The following is a 15,765-nucleotide window of genomic DNA, read 5'->3' as shown; positions in this document are numbered from 1 at the left end:
TGCGGCCGCAGTCAATCAGTTCGTCGCCGAGCCCGGCGCGCCGGGCTCGGCGACGAACTGATTGACTGCGGCCGCAACGTTTTTCGACTCGTTGGGCGTGCTCGGGTTGTGAGCGAAGGCTTGCGCTGCGGCCATCAGCAGCTGTGTCGCTTGCTGCGGGTCGGTGGCCGCTTGTTGGATGAGCGGGCTCAGCTGCGACAGGGCAGGCAGACCCGGCAGTCCTTGGGCCGCATTCGGTTGCGGTGCCGGCTGCGGCGCCGCCGGGTCGGCTGTCGCGCTCGGGCAAAGCCCGAACGCGACAGCCGATGCCGTGACGACAGCGGCCAAACCTTTGGACAGATTCCAAGTGGTTGCCACGGTGTGTGTCCTCCGGTTCTCGGTAGTGGTCTAGCCGTTTAGGAAATTGGTCAGGGCAGGGCGGCCAGCAGCGGCGCTACCGGTCCGGCGGGGCTGGCCGCGGGTGCGGGGGCCCCCGGTGCCGCGGGTGCGGCCGGAGCCTGACCCGAAGCGAGCGCCGGCAGATCCTGCGGGAGCGTCACTTTCGGAGGCACGCTGACCGGCAGGCCGGCCGGCATCGCCGGCATGTTGACCTGCGCCTGCGGAAGCTGCGGAGCCGGCGGAGTGGCCGGCGCCGCCGGAGAAGACAGCCCCGGGATCGCGGGCAGGCCCGGGATCGACGGAGCGGACGGAGCGGCGGGACCGGCAGCCGCCGGCTGCGCACCCGTCAAGCCCTGGATCATCGCAGGAATACCGCCGGTCGCCGTCGACGGCGCGGCGGGGGTCGCCGACTGCGCCAGCCCCGGAAGGAAGGGGTTGGCCGCCGGAGAAGGCACCTGCGCGGCGGGGCTTGTCGGCGCGGTCAGTCCGGGAATCGACGGAAGACCCGCCGCCGGAGCCGCCGCGGTCGCCGGAGCGGTGGCCGCCGGAACACCCGGGAAGCTGATGCCCGGAGTGGCCGGAGCCGCCGGCGGCGTGGCGCCGAGTGCGGTCGCGAGGTTCTGCAGGATTTGCGGTGCGTTGGCCGCCGAACTGATCAGCTGCTGCGGAATGTTCGGCATGGCCGGGGCCGGTATGGGGTCGGCGTGGGCGATACCGCCCGTCAATAGTGCTGCGGACGAACCGGCCACGACGGCGGCTGCACGCATGTAAGTCCAGATGGTTGGCATGACTCTCCCTGATTGATCGATTACAGGTCCGGCGCTGAAGTTACTTTGATGCAGATGGGACTCAAGTGACACGTGTGGCATTTATGAACTCGTTACTGATACGAGTGAGAAGGGTGACCGAACGGGCGAAAAGGGCCCTGTCCGAAGCTGAGTGCGGACCGACGGCGCCGCGGCGCGTACCCCGCTCGCTAAAGTCGGGCGGATAGACACCACCTCGGCCGCTCCGGCGGCACCCAAGCCCCAGCGGTTGGCGAGTCTGCTTCAGGCGGCCGCGCCGATGCTGCTCATCGCGAGCATCGCCGCGCGGCTCGCGTGGACGTATCTGGCTCCCCACGGCGCGAACTTCGTCGACCTGCACGTGTACCTCGGCGGGTCGGCCGCGATCGACCACCCCGGCACCTTGTACCGCTACGTCTACGCCGACCAGACGCCGGACTTCCCGCTGCCGTTCACCTACCCGCCGTTCGCGGCGGTCGTGTTCTATCCACTGCACCTGTTGCCGTTCGGCCTCGTCGCCTTCCTCTGGCAGATCGCCACCATGGCCGCGCTGTACGGCGCGGTCCGGCTCAGCCAGCGCCTGATGGGCGTGGCCGCCGGCGCAGCTGGCCGGCGTGTCGCGATGTTGTGGACGGCGGTCGCCATCTGGATCGAGCCGCTGCGCAGCACATTCGACTACGGACAGGTCAACGTGTTGCTGATGACCGCGGTGCTGTGGGCGGTCTACACCACCCGGTGGTGGCTGTCGGGGCTGCTGGTGGGCGTGGCGGCCGGGATCAAGTTGACCCCCGCGATCTCCGGTGTCTACCTGGTCGGCGCCCGCCGGTGGGGCGCCGCGGTGTTATCGGCGGTCGTTTTCCTTGCCACCATTGGGATTTCGGTTTTGGTCGTCGGCGATCAGACCCGCTACTACTTCACCGACCTGCTGGGCGATGCCCATCGGGTGGGCCCCATCGCCACCTCGTTCAATCAGTCCTGGCGCGGCGGCATTTCGCGGATCCTGGGCCACGACGTGGGATTCGGCCCGCTGCTGGTGGCCGCCGTCGCCGTCACCGCGGTGCTGGCCGTGCTGGCCTGGCGCGCCCTGGACTCCGCCGATCGGCTGGGCAGGCTCCTGGTGGTGGAGCTGTTCGGGCTGCTGCTCTCACCGATTTCGTGGACCCACCACTGGGTGTGGCTGGTGCCGCTGATGATCTGGGCGATCCACGGCCCGGTGCGCGCGCTGCGCGGAGCGCGCATCGTGGGCTGGGGCTGGCTGGCCCTCACCGTGATCGGCGTGCCGTGGTTGCTCAGCTTCGCCCAACCGACCATCTGGCAGATAAGCCGGCCTTGGTACCTGGCGTGGGCCGGGCTGATCTACATCGTGGCGGCGGTGGCGACGTTGATCTGGATCGCCGCGAGCGGCAGCCGGGAGACCCCGGATAAGGGCCCCGCCGCCGTCTAGTTGTCGACGATGCCGTTGATATCGCGGGCCATGTCGATGTCGTTTTTGGTGATGCCGCCCTCGGAGTGCGTGACGAGGGCGAAAGTCACTGTCCGCCAACGAATATCGATGTCCGGGTGATGGTCCTTGCTCTCCGCGTGCTCGCCCACCCGGCGTACGGCATCGATGCCGGCGAGAAAACTCGGAAATTTGATCGAGCGGCGCAGGGCGCCGTCGGCGCGCTCCCATCCGTTGAGATCGGGCAGTGCGGCGTCTACTTGCTCATCCGTTAACACAGCCATGCCCCGACGGTATACCGTCACCGGCCATGCCGCGGTAGAGGAATACGCGGCCCTTCCCGACGTGGTGGCTGTTTACGAGGCAACAGCGGGACCCGGTGCCTGACTTTTCTGATCCAGTTGCACCACCACGCTTTCCTCCGGCGGGTTGTTTCGTTCCTGGTATGCCGTCTCGAGGATCGCCGGAACCCTCTGAAGGTCGCGGGCTACGCCCATCAGTTCTTCCAGGATCATGATTCGTCGCTGATTCGTCTCACCCAGTGCCCGCCGGGCCTGCTCATCGGAATAACGAGCTCTCTGTTTCGCGTCGGCGAGCAGTTGGTCACGCTCACGCTGGGCTTCCTGCCACGCCTCATCGATCGACGATTGGGCTTCAGCGCGCATCCTGGCGAGTTCGGCGTCGAACTCTTTCCTGGTCGCCGCACACTCCGTCTCCAGCGCTTTCCGCTGCTCGGCGATGTCCGCCAGCAACTCCCGGTGCTCTCGTTGGGCGGCCTCGGTCTCGGCCTCAGCCTCGGCGATCAGCGCTTCTACCTCGGCGCGCGATTCGCCCTGCATCTGGGAAATCTCATCGAGGGCACGCCGCAGCAACTTCGCCATCCGATGTTGCATCGCGTAGGGCGACGGCGAGGTGTCCGAGAGGACGGCGACCTCATCCTTGAGGCAGGCGACTTCGATCCGCAGCGCGACCGCTTCATCGCCGGATTCGTTTCGCTGGGCCCTGAGGTTCTGGACTTCGTCGATCAGGAACTTCTGCTTGGCGAGCAACACCTCGATGTAGGCGTCGACCGCAGCCGTGTCATAGCCCCTGAACGTGCGGGAGAACATCTTGGCGGGTTCGGTGGTCATTGCCAACCCCCATTCCTGGAAGTGCCTATTAGAGATAGTGACCGGCTAGAGCCGAGTATCCCACGCTGGCGCTCAAACCGGAAGAGAACCGTTGTGCCACAGGGTAATTCGATCCTAATCGCGGGGGTCCGATGTCATTTTCGATGAATTTGATTTTCGCCGGCTCAGGGCGTCGTGCCGGTTGAGGGCCCCGGCGGTATACCGTCACTGGCCATGTCGACCCAGATCGTCGTCGCGGGCGCCGTGATCTGCGACTCCAAGGTCTTGGTGGCACAACGCGTCCGTCCGCCGGAGCTGGCCGGCCTGTGGGAGCTGCCCGGCGGCAAGGTCGCGCCCGGTGAAACCGAGCGCGACGCGCTGGCCCGCGAGCTGGCCGAGGAGCTGGGCCTGGCGGTCGGCGACGTCGTGGTGGGCGATCGGCTGGGCGTCGACGTCGCGGTGGACGGCCGGTTCACGCTGCGGGCCTACCGCGTGCGCCTGATCCGCGGCGAGCCCGACGCCCGCGATCACCGCGCGTTGCGCTGGATCACGGCGGCTGAGCTGCACGATGTCGACTGGGTACCGGCCGATCGTGGCTGGTTAGGGGACCTGACCCGGGCTCTTTGACGGGTGCCTCATAACAAGTCCACAGACTTCCGGCTGGTCGGTACGGCACCGCGCCGTCGGGGCTGGTAGCGGACCGGCGGGTGGCGCCCGGATTACCAGCCGGTTCGCTATCCGGGGCCCCCGCTGCCACAATCACCGACGTGCTATTTCGCAACGTCGCCATCGTCGCCCACGTCGACCACGGAAAGACCACCCTGGTTGACGCGATGCTGCGGCAGTCGGGCGCGCTGCACCACCGGGGTGATGACGCGGTCGAGCGCCTCATGGACTCAGGGGACCTGGAGAAGGAAAAGGGCATCACGATCCTGGCCAAGAACACGGCCGTGCATCGTAAGAATGCCGACGGAACGACGACCGTCATCAACGTCATCGACACCCCGGGCCACGCCGACTTCGGTGGTGAGGTGGAGCGCGGACTGTCCATGGTCGACGGGGTGTTGCTGCTGGTCGACGCCTCCGAGGGCCCGCTGCCGCAGACCCGTTTCGTGCTGCGCAAGGCGCTGGCCGCCCATCTTCCGGTGATCCTGGTCGTCAATAAGACGGACCGGCCGGACGCCCGGATCTCCGAGGTCGTGTCGGAGAGCCACGACCTGCTGCTCGACGTCGCATCCGACCTCGACGAGGAAGCGCAGAAGGCCGCCGAGCACGCCCTCGACCTGCCGACGCTGTACGCCTCGGGGCGGGCAGGCATCGCCAGCACGACGGAGCCGGCCAATGGCGAGAACCCTCAGGGCGACAACCTCGACCCGCTGTTCGACGTGCTGCTCGAGCACATTCCGCCGCCGCAGGGCGATCCCGAGGCGCCATTGCAGGCGCTGGTCACCAACCTCGACGCGTCGGCCTTCCTCGGGCGGCTCGCGCTGATCCGCATCTACAAGGGCCGGATCCGCAAGGGCCAGCAGGTTGCCTGGATGCGCGAGGTGGACGGGCACCCCGTCATCACGAACGCGAAGATCACCGAACTGCTGGTGACCGAGGGCGTGGAACGCACGCCCACCGACGAAGCCATCGCCGGCGACATCGTCGCCGTCGCGGGCATCCCGGAGATCATGATCGGCGACACGCTGGCCGATCCGGATCACGCGCACGCGCTGCCGCGCATCACCGTCGACGAGCCCGCCATCTCGGTGACCATCGGGACCAACACCTCGCCGCTGGCGGGCAAGGTGAAGGGTCACAAGTTGACCGCTCGCATGGTGAAGTCGCGGCTCGACGCCGAACTCGTCGGCAACGTCTCCATCAAGGTCGTCGACATCGACCGGCCCGACGCCTGGGAGGTGCAGGGCCGCGGCGAGCTCGCGCTGGCGGTGCTGGTCGAGCAGATGCGCCGCGAGGGTTTCGAGCTGACGGTCGGCAAACCGCAGGTCGTCACGCAGACGATCGACGGCAAGCTGCACGAGCCCTTCGAGGCGATGACCATCGACTGCCCCGACGAGTTCGTCGGCGCGATCACCCAGCTGATGGCCGCCCGCAAGGGCCGGATGGAAGAGATGACCAACCACGCGGCGGGCTGGGTCCGGATGGACTTCATCGTGCCCAGCCGCGGCCTGATCGGCTTCCGTACCGACTTCCTCACCCTGACCCGCGGCACCGGCATCGCCAACGCCGTGTTCGACGGCTACCGGCCGTGGGCGGGGGAGATCCGGGCGCGCCACACCGGCTCGCTGGTGTCCGACCGAGCGGGCACCATCACGCCGTTCGCCATGATCCAGCTCGCCGACCGCGGCCAGTTCTTCGTCGAGCCCGGCCAGGACACCTACGAGGGCCAGGTCGTCGGAATCAACCCGCGCGCTGAGGATCTCGACATCAACGTCACCCGCGAGAAGAAGCTGACCAACATGCGGTCCTCGACCGCCGATGTCATCGAAACGTTGGCCAGGCCGCTCGAGCTCGATCTCGAGCAGGCCATGGAGTTCTGCGCGCAAGACGAATGCGTCGAGGTGACCCCGGAGATCGTGCGAGTGCGCAAGGTCGAGCTCGACGCCACCGCCCGGGCCCGCAGCCGATCGCGCGCCAAGGCCAGGGGTTAACACCGGGTGGTCGGACGGGCTGCTGGGCAGCTGCTCGATACCCTGATCAGCGTGCCGAGACGCGTCCGCCGCTTGTTCATGGTGCTCGCCGGCCTCGTCTCGCTGGTCGGACTCGTCCTGTCGGCCTGCACCGTCAACCCGCCACCGGCGCCGCAGAGCACCGATACGCCGCACAATTCGGTGCCGCCGCCGCCCCGGGTCAGCGAGATCATCATGGGCATCGACTCGATCGGCGCGGGCTTCAACCCGCACTTGTTGTCCGACCTGTCCCCGGTGAACGCCGCGATCAGCGCGCTGGTGTTGCCCAGCGCCTTCCGGCCGGTCCCCGACCCGAACACGCCGACCGGCTCCCGCTGGGAGATGGACCCCACCCTGCTGGTGTCGGCCGAGGTGACCAGCCAGAACCCGTTCACGGTGACCTACAAGCTCCGGCCCGAGGCGCAGTGGACCGACAACGCGCCGATCGCCGCCGACGACTTCTGGTACCTGTGGCACCAGATGGTCAGCCAGCCCGGGGTCGTCGACCCGGCCGGGTATGACCTCATCACCGGCGTGCAGTCCCTGGAGGGGGGCAAGCAGGCGGTGGTCACTTTCGCCGAACCGTATCCGTCGTGGAAAGAGTTGTTCAGCAACATCCTTCCGGCACACATCGTCAAGGACGTGCCCGGCGGCTTCGCGGCCGGCCTGGCCCGGGCGCTTCCGGTCACCGGCGGGCAATTCCGCGTGGAGAGCATCGACCCGCAGCGCGACGAGATCCTGGTGGCGCGCAACGACCGTTACTGGGGGCCGCCGGCCAAACCCGCGCTCATTCTCTTCCGGCGCGCCGGCGCGCCGGCGGCGCTGGCCGATTCCGTGCGCAACGGCGACACTCAGGTGGCGCAGGTGCATGGCGGCTCGGCGGCCTTCGCGCAGCTGTCCGCCATTCCCGACGTCCGGACCGCCCGGATCGTGACGCCGCGGGTCATGCAGCTCACGCTGCGGGCCACCGAGGCCAAACTGGCTGACACGCAAGTGCGTAAGGCGATCCTGGGGCTGCTCGACGTCGACCTGCTCGCCGCCGTGGGCGCGGGCAGCGACAACACCGTCACCCTGGACCAGGCCCAGATCCGCGCGCCGAGCGACCCGGGATACGAGCCGACCGCGCCACCGGCGATGACGACGCCGGCCGCGCTGGCGTTGCTGGAGGGCGCCGGATACAAGGTCGACCCGAACTCCTCGGCATCACCCGCGCCGACCCCGCCGAACACCGGGCCGCCCGAGGTCATCCGCGGCCGGATCAGCAAGGACGGCCAACAGCTTTCACTGGTCATCGGGGTGGCAGCGAACGACCCGACCGCGGTCGCGGTGGCCAATACCGCCGCCGACCGGTTGCGCAACGTCGGCATCGCCGCGACCGTGCTGGCGCTGGACCCGGTCACCCTGTACCACGACGCGCTGAACGACAACCGGGTGGACGCGATCGTCGGCTGGCATCAGGCGGGCGGAAACCTGGCGACGCGGCTCGCCTCCCGATACGGCTGTCGCGCACTGGAATCGACCCAGGTGCCGATTTCCAACGGGCCGGCGCCCCCGCCCGCCACCTCCGCCGGTCCGATGCCGTCCACCGGCCCAGCCGCCACGGCGACGACTCCGACCACGACGCCGCCGCCCAGCCGGCCCCCCGATCCCAACGCCCTGGTGCAGGCGCCGTCGAACCTGACCGGGATCTGCGATCGCAGCATCCAGTCGAACATCGACGCGGCCCTCAACGGCACCAAGAACATCAACGACGTGATTACCGCGGTGGAACCGCGGTTGTGGAACATGTCCACCGTGCTGCCGATCCTGCAGGACACCACGATCGTCGGGGCCGGCCCGAGCGTGCAGAACGTCAGTTTGTCCGGTGCGGTTCCGGTCGGCATCGTCGGCGACGCCGGCCAGTGGATCAAGACCGGGCCGTAACCGGCGTCGTCAGTCGGCGGCCCGCGGCGCCCGCGGAGGGATCACGGTGTCGACGATCAACGCCAGCTCGCGCCGGTTCGGCGGCGACCCGTTCAGCAGGAAGTGCTGGTTGATCAGGGCCGACCCGATGCGGGCGGTGAGTGGCGTAACGATTTGCGGGTCGAGATCGCCGTCCTCGATGGCGGTCTGCAGGATCGATTCCACGATCTGCAGCCGCGGCCGCACCACCGCATCGGCGAAGATGGCCCGCATCTCGGGTTCGTGCAACAGCTGATGGACGACGTCCAGGCCGGGGAAGCCGGTCTTTCCGGCCAGCAGGTCACGCTGTGTGGTGAACATCGCCAGCAGGTTCTCTCTGGCCGAACGGCCGGGACGCAGCTCGGGCAGCGGCGGCAGCGCGAAAACCAAAGCGGCGTGCACCAGCTCGCACTTGGTGTCCCAGCGCCGGTAGAGCGCGGCTTTGCCGGTGTGGGCCCGCGCCGCGATTCCCTCCATGGTCAGGCCGCCGTAACCGACTTCGGTCAGCTCGGCCAGGGTCGCCTCGTAGAGGGCGCGTTCGAGGACCTCACCTCGCCGACGGCTTCGGCTGCCGGTGTGATCTGCGTCCGTTAGCTGAGGCACTTCTTGATAGTAGCCGTGCGCGTTCCTATCTGCCGCTTACCAGTGGGTAGCCGCCGGGCTGCCGATATCGGCGTCGCTGACGGTAGGGTGCCGTCCATGCCTGAGACGCCGCGGCTGCTGTTCATCCACGCGCATCCCGACGACGAAAGCCTCGGCACCGGCGCCACCATCGCCCACTACGCCGCCCGCGGGGCGGACGTACGCGTGGTCACCTGCACGCTGGGCGAGGAGGGCGAGGTGATCGGCGACCGCTGGGCCGAACTCGCTGTCGATCGCGCGGACCAGCTCGGCGGCTACCGGATCGGCGAACTGACCGCCGCGCTGCGGGCGCTGGGCATCGGCGAACCCCACTATCTCGGGGGCGCCGGGCGCTGGCGCGATTCGGGCATGCGCGGCACTCCCCGGCGGCGCCGGCGACGATTCGTCGACGCGGACGAGCGCGAGACCGTCGGCGCGCTGGTGGCCGTTATTCGCGAGCAGCGCCCGCACGTCGTCGTGACCTATGACCCGGGCGGGGGCTACGGCCATCCCGACCACGTGCACGCGCACCGGGTGACGGTGGCCGCCGTGGCGGCGGCCGGACCGGGAGCCGGCGCCGGCTTCCCCGGCGAGCCCTGGGCCGTACCGAAGTTGTACTGGTCGGTCTTCGCGACGCGCACATTCGAGGCCGCCATGGAGGCCCTCACACCCGAGGATCTGCGGCCCGAGTGGTCGATCCCGCCCAAGGAAGAGTTCACCTTCGGCTACGCCGACGCCGACATCGACGCCGTCGTCGAGACCGCCCCGGCGGCCCAGGACGCCAAGCGGGCGGCGCTCGCCGCGCACGCCACCCAGGTGGTGGTAGGACCGACCGGTCGGGCCTGCGCGCTGTCCAACAACGCGGCGATACCGATCTCGGGGGACGAGCACTACGTGCTGGCGGCCGGCGCCGCGGGGGAGCGCGACGGGCGCGGCTGGGAAACGGACCTGCTCGCAGGGCTTGGTTTCGCCGCTGCCGCGACGCGGTAGGCTGCCATTCAGGCAGCCAAGGAAGGAATTCGCATGGACCCCGACCTGGACCCTAATCAGCAGCACTGGCAGGACCGGCTGGACAGCCTGCAGTGGGTTATCGGCTCCATCATGTCCAACATCGACAGCGTCCCGACCTGACCGAAACCAAGCCACGCGTCGCGTCCGTGGACGACAGCGGCGCAACCGACCCCGCGATCCGTTTCGTTGTGTTGGCGCTCTTGGCGGTCGACGGGGTGCTCTCCGCACTTGCCGGAGCTCTGCTGCTGCCTCTCTACATCGGGACGGTCCCGTTTCCCATCAGTGGCCTGATTTCTGGACTGGTCAACGCGGCGCTGGTGTGGGCCGCCGGTCGCTGGACGCGCTCGCCGCGGCTCGCGGCCCTGCCGTTGTGGACCTGGCTGCTGACGGTGGCGGTGATCAGCATGGGCGGCCCGGCCGACGACGTCATCCTCGGGGGTCGCGGCGTGATGGCCTATGGGGCCTTATTGCTGCTTGTCCTGGGGGTCGTACCGCCCGTGTGGGTGGTGTGGCAGCACGGCCGGCGAGCCTGACGTTCGGCCGGGATGTCGCCCGCTCGCCCGCGCGGGTGTGCCGCTACTGTTGACTGTTGCCCAGACGGGACCCGCCAACGGGTGCCACGATTTGCACATGTTGGGACGCACGGATGAAATTCGATCGTCGGGAAGTTACACGAAGGTGCTGTTGACTCCGGGCGAGGAGCCTACCGCTCTGCCTAACCCTGTGGTTCCGGCCAAGGCCTCCACTGAGGTCAGTGCCTCCGCGCTGCGGCGGGTATTGCGACGGGCTCGAGATGGTGTGGCGCTGAACATCGACGAGGCGGCGGTCGCGATGACCGCGCGCGGCGCGGATCTCGCGGATCTGTGCGCCAGCGCGGCGCGGGTGCGCGACGCGGGTCTGGAGTCGGCCGGACGCCGCGGCCCGGGCGGCGGGCTGCCGATCACTTACTCACGCAAGGTTTTTATCCCGGTCACCCACCTGTGCCGGGACAGCTGCCATTACTGCACCTTCGTCACCGTCCCCGGCAAGCTGCGCGCCCAGGGCGCCGGCATGTATCTGGAGCCCAACGAGATTCTCGACATCGCCGGCCGCGGCGCCGAACTCGGTTGCAAGGAAGCGCTATTCACGCTTGGTGATCGGCCCGAGGATCGGTGGCCGGAGGCGCACGAGTGGCTGGAGGCGCGTGGCTATGACTCGACGCTGTCCTACGTACGTGCGATGGCGATCCGGGTGCTCGAGGAGACCGGCCTGCTGCCGCACCTGAACCCCGGCGTGATGAGCTGGTCGGAGATGGCGCGGCTCAAGCCGGTGGCGCCGTCGATGGGCATGATGCTCGAGACGACGTCGCGGCGGCTGTTTGAAACGAAAGGGCTCGCGCACTATGGCAGCCCGGACAAGGACCCGGCCGTCCGCCTGCGCGCGCTGACCGACGCGGGCCGGTTGTCGATTCCGTTCACCACCGGCCTGCTGGTCGGCATCGGCGAGACCCTCACCGAACGTGCCGACACCTTGCACGCGATTCGCAAGTCGCACAAGGAGTTCGGTCACGTGCAGGAAGTGATCGTGCAGAACTTCCGGGCCAAGGAACACACCGCGATGGCCGCCGTCCCCGACGCCGGCATCGAGGACTACCTCGCGACGGTGGCGGTGGCGCGGTTGGTGCTCGGCCCCGGGATGCGCATTCAGGCGCCGCCCAACCTGGTGTCGCGCGACGAGTGCCTGGCGCTGGTCGGCGCCGGAGTCGACGACTGGGGCGGTGTTTCACCGCTGACGCCCGACCACGTCAACCCGGAGCGGCCGTGGCCGGCCCTGGACGAACTGGCCGCCGTCACCGCCGAGGCCGGCTATGAGCTGGTTCAGCGGCTGACCGCGCAACCCAAATACGTGCAGGCGGGCTCGGCCTGGATCGACCCGCGCGTGCAGGGACACGTGACGGCGCTGGCCGATCCGGCGACCGGTCTGGCTCGCGACATCACCCCGGTGGGGATGCCCTGGCAGGAGCCCGACGACGTCGGTTCCTCGGGCCGGGTCGACCTCAACGCGGCGATCGACAGCGAGGGCCGCAACACCGAAACCCGCAGCGATATCGACAGCGCCTTCGGCGACTGGGAATCGATCCGCGCCCACGTCCACGAACTGGCCGCGCAAGGCGCCAAAGCGCCAGAACGCCTAGACACCGACGTGCTCGCCGCGCTGCGCTCCGCCGAACGCGACCCCGCCGGCTGCTCCGACAGCGAATACCTGTCGCTGGCGACCGCAGACGGTCCGGCGCTGGAAGCCGTTACCGCCCTTGCGGATACGCTGCGCCGCGAGACCGTCGGCGATGACGTGACCTTTGTGGTGAACCGCAACATCAACTTCACCAACATCTGCTACACCGGGTGCCGGTTCTGCGCGTTCGCGCAGCGCAAGGGCGACGCCGATGCGTACTCGCTGTCCACCGACGAGGTCGCCGACCGCGCCTGGGAGGCGCACGTCGAAGGCGCCACCGAGGTGTGCATGCAGGGCGGCATCGACCCCGAGTTGCCGGTCACCGGCTACGCCGACCTGGTCCGGGCGGTCAAAGCGCGGGTGCCGTCGATGCACGTGCACGCGTTTTCGCCGATGGAGATCGCCAACGGGGTGACCAAGAGCGGGCTGAGCATTCGTGAGTGGCTGATCAGCCTGCGCGAGGCGGGCCTGGACACCATCCCCGGCACCGCCGCCGAGATCCTGGACGACGAAGTGCGCTGGGTGCTGACCAAGGGCAAGTTGCCGACGTCGCTGTGGATCGAAATCGTCAGCACCGCACACGAGGTGGGGCTGCGGTCGTCGTCGACCATGATGTACGGCCACGTCGACAGCCCGCGACATTGGGTCGGCCACCTCAATGTGCTGCGCGACATCCAGGACCACACCGGCGGTTTCACCGAATTCGTGCCGTTGCCGTTCGTGCACCAGAGCTCGCCGCTGTATCTGGCCGGCGCGTCGCGTCCCGGGCCCACCCATCGCGACAACCGGGCGGTGCACGCGCTGGCTCGAATCATGTTGCACGGGCGCATATCTCAGATTCAGACCAGCTGGGTCAAGCTCGGTGTCGAGCGCACGCAGGTGATGCTGAACGGCGGCGCCAATGACCTGGGCGGCACCTTGATGGAGGAGACCATCTCGCGGATGGCCGGCTCGGAATTCGGCTCGGCCAAGACGGTGGCCGAGCTGATCGCGATCGCCGAGGGCATCGGCCGCCCGGCGCGGCAACGTACCACCGACTACACGACCCGGGCCGCGTAGTGGTGTGAAGCCTGGGCGGTGCGCGACGTCGTCGTCCATCAGGCGGCAAACGCCGATGAGTTCGCCCGCGTTGCTCATCTGGCGGGTGAGCCCGTCGCCACCCGCGGCTTCGAGGAACGCGAGGGTCCGCTGCGCGCCCTGAACGACGCGGATCTGTGGGACGCGCTGCTGGACCGGATGGCCCACCCTGGAAACCGACGCGGCCGCGCGCGTGTTGCTGCTGTGGGCCCGTAGGCCCGCCGATCCGTCACGCATTCGCAGCCGCGTCGGGCAGGAGGCCCTGGGCCGGGTACGCCGCCTGCTCGGCGGTTACTGAACCGCTTCGTGCGAAGCGATCGGCTCAGTAGTTGTTACAGGTGACCGCGACCTGGTTGATGTCGTCGTAGTACTTCTGCGCAGACGGCATAGCCTGGATCTGCTGGGCCATCTGCTGGCGCTTCGGCGGCGGGGCCGCCAAGAAGTTGCGGATGTAGGACTGCGCGACCGGCGAGGAGTTCAGCTGCTGGGCAGCCGCCGGGTCGGTCGCGTTCAGCGCCGCGATGACCTGCCCGTAGTTGCAGGTGGTGTTGATGATCGCGTCCGACGGATCAGCCGATGCGACCCCGGCCGCGGCCGTCAACGCCACCGCCGCGCTGCCAACCGCAACGCCCAATTTGCTCAACGACAGCCTCATGTGTGGACACCTTCCCCAGTTAATGCACCGCTATTACGGCGAGAACGTCTGCCCAGCGGTTGCCGTCCTTCGGTTGAGATTACCAGGCCCCGTGAGCGTGCTCGCAACGCAAGAGCTATCGACCGCCACCGCCGGAGCGTTACTCTTCGCAGGTCAGCGGGCCGTCAGCGCTGTTCGCCCTCGGCGAAACGGGGCCCGGTCGCGACCTCCGAGACTGTCGGTCTTAAATCTGTATACGGACAGGCGCGCCAAATGGTTGACCTGTATCTGCAACGTCTAGTATCAGTAACCGAAAGCTTCATCGGAAGCGGTCGGACGCGCCGGTGCGAGCTGAACAGCAGCCCACATTTCAGCCCACGAGATGGCCTAGTACATGGAGGAGACGTCTGTGACGTACACGATCGCCGAACCCTGTGTCGACATCAAGGACAAAGCCTGTATCGAGGAGTGCCCGGTCGACTGCATCTATGAAGGCGCTCGGATGCTCTACATCCACCCCGACGAATGCGTCGACTGCGGGGCGTGCGAGCCGGTCTGCCCCGTCGAAGCGATCTACTACGAAGACGATGTGCCAGACCAGTGGAGCCAGTACACGCAGATCAACGCCGACTTCTTCGCCGAGCTGGGATCGCCCGGCGGCGCGGCCAAGGTCGGCATGACCGAAAACGACCCGCAAGTGGTCAAGGATCTGCCACCGCAGGGCGAAGGCGACTGAGCGGCCCGGTGCCACACCAGCTCAAAAAGCGCCGGCTGGCGGTGTCAGCGTCCCTGCCGGAGTTCCCCTGGGACACCCTGGCCGACGCGAAGGCGCAGGCCGGCGCCCATCGGGACGGGATCGTCGACCTCTCCGTCGGCACCCCGGTCGACCCGGTCGCCCCGGTGATCCAGGAGGCGCTGGCCGCCGCAGCCTCGGCCTCGGGCTATCCCGCCACCGTGGGCACCGCCCGGCTGCGCGAATCGGCGGTCGCCGCGCTGGACCGCCGATTCGGCATCACCGGGCTCACCGAGGCGGCCGTGCTCCCGGTCATCGGCAGCAAGGAGCTCATCGCCTGGCTGCCCACGCTGCTGGGCCTGGGCCCCGCGGACCTGATCGTGGTGCCCGAGCTGGCGTATCCGACCTATGACGTCGGGGCCCGGCTGGCCGGGGCGCGGGTGCTGCGCGCGGATTCGCTGAGCCAGCTGGGCCCGCAATCGCCGTCGCTGTACTACCTGAACTCGCCGAGCAATCCGACCGGACGCGTCCTGGGCGTCGATCACCTGCGCAAAGTGGTCGGCTGGGCCCGGGACAGGGGCTGCCTGGTGGCCTCCGACGAGTGCTATCTGGGGCTGGGTTGGGACGACCAGCCGCTATCGATCCTGCATCCCTCGGTGTGCGACGGCGACCATGCCGGCCTGCTCGCCATCCACTCCCTGTCAAAGAGCTCCTCGCTGGCCGGGTACCGGGCCGGGTTCGTCGCCGGGGACCCCGAGCTGGTCGCCGAGCTGCTCGCCGTGCGCAAGCACGCCGGGATGATGGTGCCGACTCCGGTGCAGGCGGCCATGGTGGCGGCCCTGGACGACGATGCCCACGAGCTGGCGCAGCGGGAGCGCTACGAACGGCGCCGCGCGGCGCTGCTGCCCGCGCTGCGTTCGGCCGGCTTCACCATCGACTACTCCGAAGCCGGTCTCTATCTGTGGGCCACCCGCGGCGAGCCGTGCCATGACAGCGTCGCCTGGCTGGCGCAGCGCGGCATCCTGGTGGCGCCGGGCGATTTCTACGGACCGCGCGGTGCGCAGCACGTGCGGGTTGCGCTGACCGCCAGCGACGAGCGGATCGCCGCCGCCGTGCAGCGGCTCGCCTAGCCCGGCGCGCACCGCGCGG

At 68.7% G+C, this 15,765-nt stretch carries 14 protein-coding genes and 2 pseudogenes; 10 read left to right on the top strand and 6 right to left on the bottom strand.

All coding sequences use genetic code 11. The features are described from left to right. Window positions 1-27: 27 nt before the first annotated feature. A pseudogene (locus B8W69_RS25030) lies at window positions 28-357 on the bottom strand (Rv1157c family protein); the annotation flags it as partial. 50 nt (window positions 358-407) lie between these two features. Next, on the bottom strand, window positions 408-1,166 hold the full coding sequence (locus B8W69_RS25025; protein ID WP_085292401.1) for a hypothetical protein: 759 nt from the start codon (window positions 1,164-1,166) through the stop codon (window positions 408-410). A 151-nt stretch (window positions 1,167-1,317) separates the two neighbouring features. Between B8W69_RS25025 and B8W69_RS25020 the strand changes: the two genes are divergently transcribed. Next, entirely contained in the window at window positions 1,318-2,607 is a 1,290-nt protein-coding gene (locus B8W69_RS25020; RefSeq protein WP_085292400.1) for a mannosyltransferase, read from the top strand. Here B8W69_RS25020 and B8W69_RS25015 read toward each other — a convergent pair. Next, window positions 2,604-2,888 carry a 4a-hydroxytetrahydrobiopterin dehydratase gene (locus B8W69_RS25015; protein ID WP_064881801.1) on the bottom strand — a complete coding sequence of 95 codons (285 nt, stop codon included), beginning with the start codon at window positions 2,886-2,888 and terminating at the stop codon, window positions 2,604-2,606. The two genes, B8W69_RS25020 and B8W69_RS25015, sit on opposite strands and share 4 nt — an antisense overlap. 72 nt (window positions 2,889-2,960) lie before the next feature. Continuing rightward, entirely contained in the window at window positions 2,961-3,734 is a 774-nt protein-coding gene (locus tag B8W69_RS25010; RefSeq protein ID WP_085292399.1) for a cell division protein DivIVA, read from the bottom strand. A gap of 213 nt (window positions 3,735-3,947) precedes the next feature. Between B8W69_RS25010 and B8W69_RS25005 the strand changes: the two genes are divergently transcribed. The 3 genes from B8W69_RS25005 to B8W69_RS24995 all read left to right on the top strand — a co-directional run bounded on the left by B8W69_RS25005 (window position 3,948) and on the right by B8W69_RS24995 (window position 8,311). Then, a complete protein-coding gene (locus B8W69_RS25005; RefSeq protein ID WP_085292408.1) occupies window positions 3,948-4,340 on the top strand; it encodes a (deoxy)nucleoside triphosphate pyrophosphohydrolase in 393 nt (130 codons plus the stop codon). 140 nt (window positions 4,341-4,480) lie between these two features. Then, window positions 4,481-6,370 (top strand): translational GTPase TypA, encoded by a 1,890-nt coding sequence (gene typA, locus B8W69_RS25000; protein WP_085292398.1) that lies wholly within the window; start codon window positions 4,481-4,483, stop codon window positions 6,368-6,370. Between the two features lie 45 nt (window positions 6,371-6,415). Then, window positions 6,416-8,311 (top strand): ABC transporter family substrate-binding protein, encoded by a 1,896-nt coding sequence (locus B8W69_RS24995; RefSeq protein ID WP_165762687.1) that lies wholly within the window; start codon window positions 6,416-6,418, stop codon window positions 8,309-8,311. Between the two features lie 9 nt (window positions 8,312-8,320). Here the strand turns inward: B8W69_RS24995 and B8W69_RS24990 are convergent, their stop codons facing one another. Continuing rightward, window positions 8,321-8,932 carry a TetR/AcrR family transcriptional regulator gene (locus tag B8W69_RS24990; RefSeq protein ID WP_085292396.1) on the bottom strand — a complete coding sequence of 204 codons (612 nt, stop codon included), beginning with the start codon at window positions 8,930-8,932 and terminating at the stop codon, window positions 8,321-8,323. Window positions 8,933-9,028: 96 nt separating this feature from the next. Here B8W69_RS24990 and mshB point away from each other — a divergent pair, with 96 nt between their 5' ends. The 4 genes and pseudogenes from mshB (at window position 9,029) to B8W69_RS24970 (ending at window position 13,547) form a co-directional block, all read left to right on the top strand. Continuing rightward, complete coding sequence (gene mshB / locus B8W69_RS24985; RefSeq protein ID WP_085292395.1) at window positions 9,029-9,940, top strand: N-acetyl-1-D-myo-inositol-2-amino-2-deoxy-alpha-D-glucopyranoside deacetylase; 912 nt, start codon at window positions 9,029-9,031, stop codon at window positions 9,938-9,940. A gap of 92 nt (window positions 9,941-10,032) precedes the next feature. Then, a complete protein-coding gene (locus B8W69_RS24980; RefSeq protein WP_085292394.1) occupies window positions 10,033-10,494 on the top strand; it encodes a hypothetical protein in 462 nt (153 codons plus the stop codon). Window positions 10,495-10,591: 97 nt separating this feature from the next. Next, a complete protein-coding gene (locus tag B8W69_RS24975) occupies window positions 10,592-13,231 on the top strand; it encodes a bifunctional FO biosynthesis protein CofGH (RefSeq protein WP_110882052.1) in 2,640 nt (879 codons plus the stop codon). Window positions 13,232-13,249: 18 nt separating this feature from the next. After that, window positions 13,250-13,547: pseudogene (locus B8W69_RS24970) on the top strand (hypothetical protein). 24 nt (window positions 13,548-13,571) lie between these two features. On the opposite strand, the gene B8W69_RS24965 reads toward B8W69_RS24970, so the two are convergent. Next, window positions 13,572-13,904, bottom strand: coding sequence for a hemophore-related protein (locus B8W69_RS24965; protein WP_007773659.1), 333 nt, complete (start codon window positions 13,902-13,904; stop codon window positions 13,572-13,574). Between the two features lie 388 nt (window positions 13,905-14,292). Between B8W69_RS24965 and fdxA the strand changes: the two genes are divergently transcribed. Further along, the gene (fdxA, locus tag B8W69_RS24960; protein ID WP_007773662.1) at window positions 14,293-14,619 is read left to right on the top strand and encodes a ferredoxin; all 327 of its coding nucleotides are present in this window, start codon (window positions 14,293-14,295) and stop codon (window positions 14,617-14,619) included. Window positions 14,620-14,660: 41 nt separating this feature from the next. Then, a complete protein-coding gene (dapC, locus tag B8W69_RS24955) occupies window positions 14,661-15,746 on the top strand; it encodes a succinyldiaminopimelate transaminase (RefSeq protein WP_110882054.1) in 1,086 nt (361 codons plus the stop codon). Window positions 15,747-15,765: the final 19 nt, after the last annotated feature.

The sequence above is a fragment of the Mycolicibacterium vulneris genome (assembly GCF_002104765.1).
In the GTDB taxonomy this organism is placed as follows: Bacteria; Actinomycetota; Actinomycetes; order Mycobacteriales; family Mycobacteriaceae; genus Mycobacterium; species Mycobacterium vulneris.
This window is presented reverse-complemented; position numbering and strand designations above follow the sequence as displayed.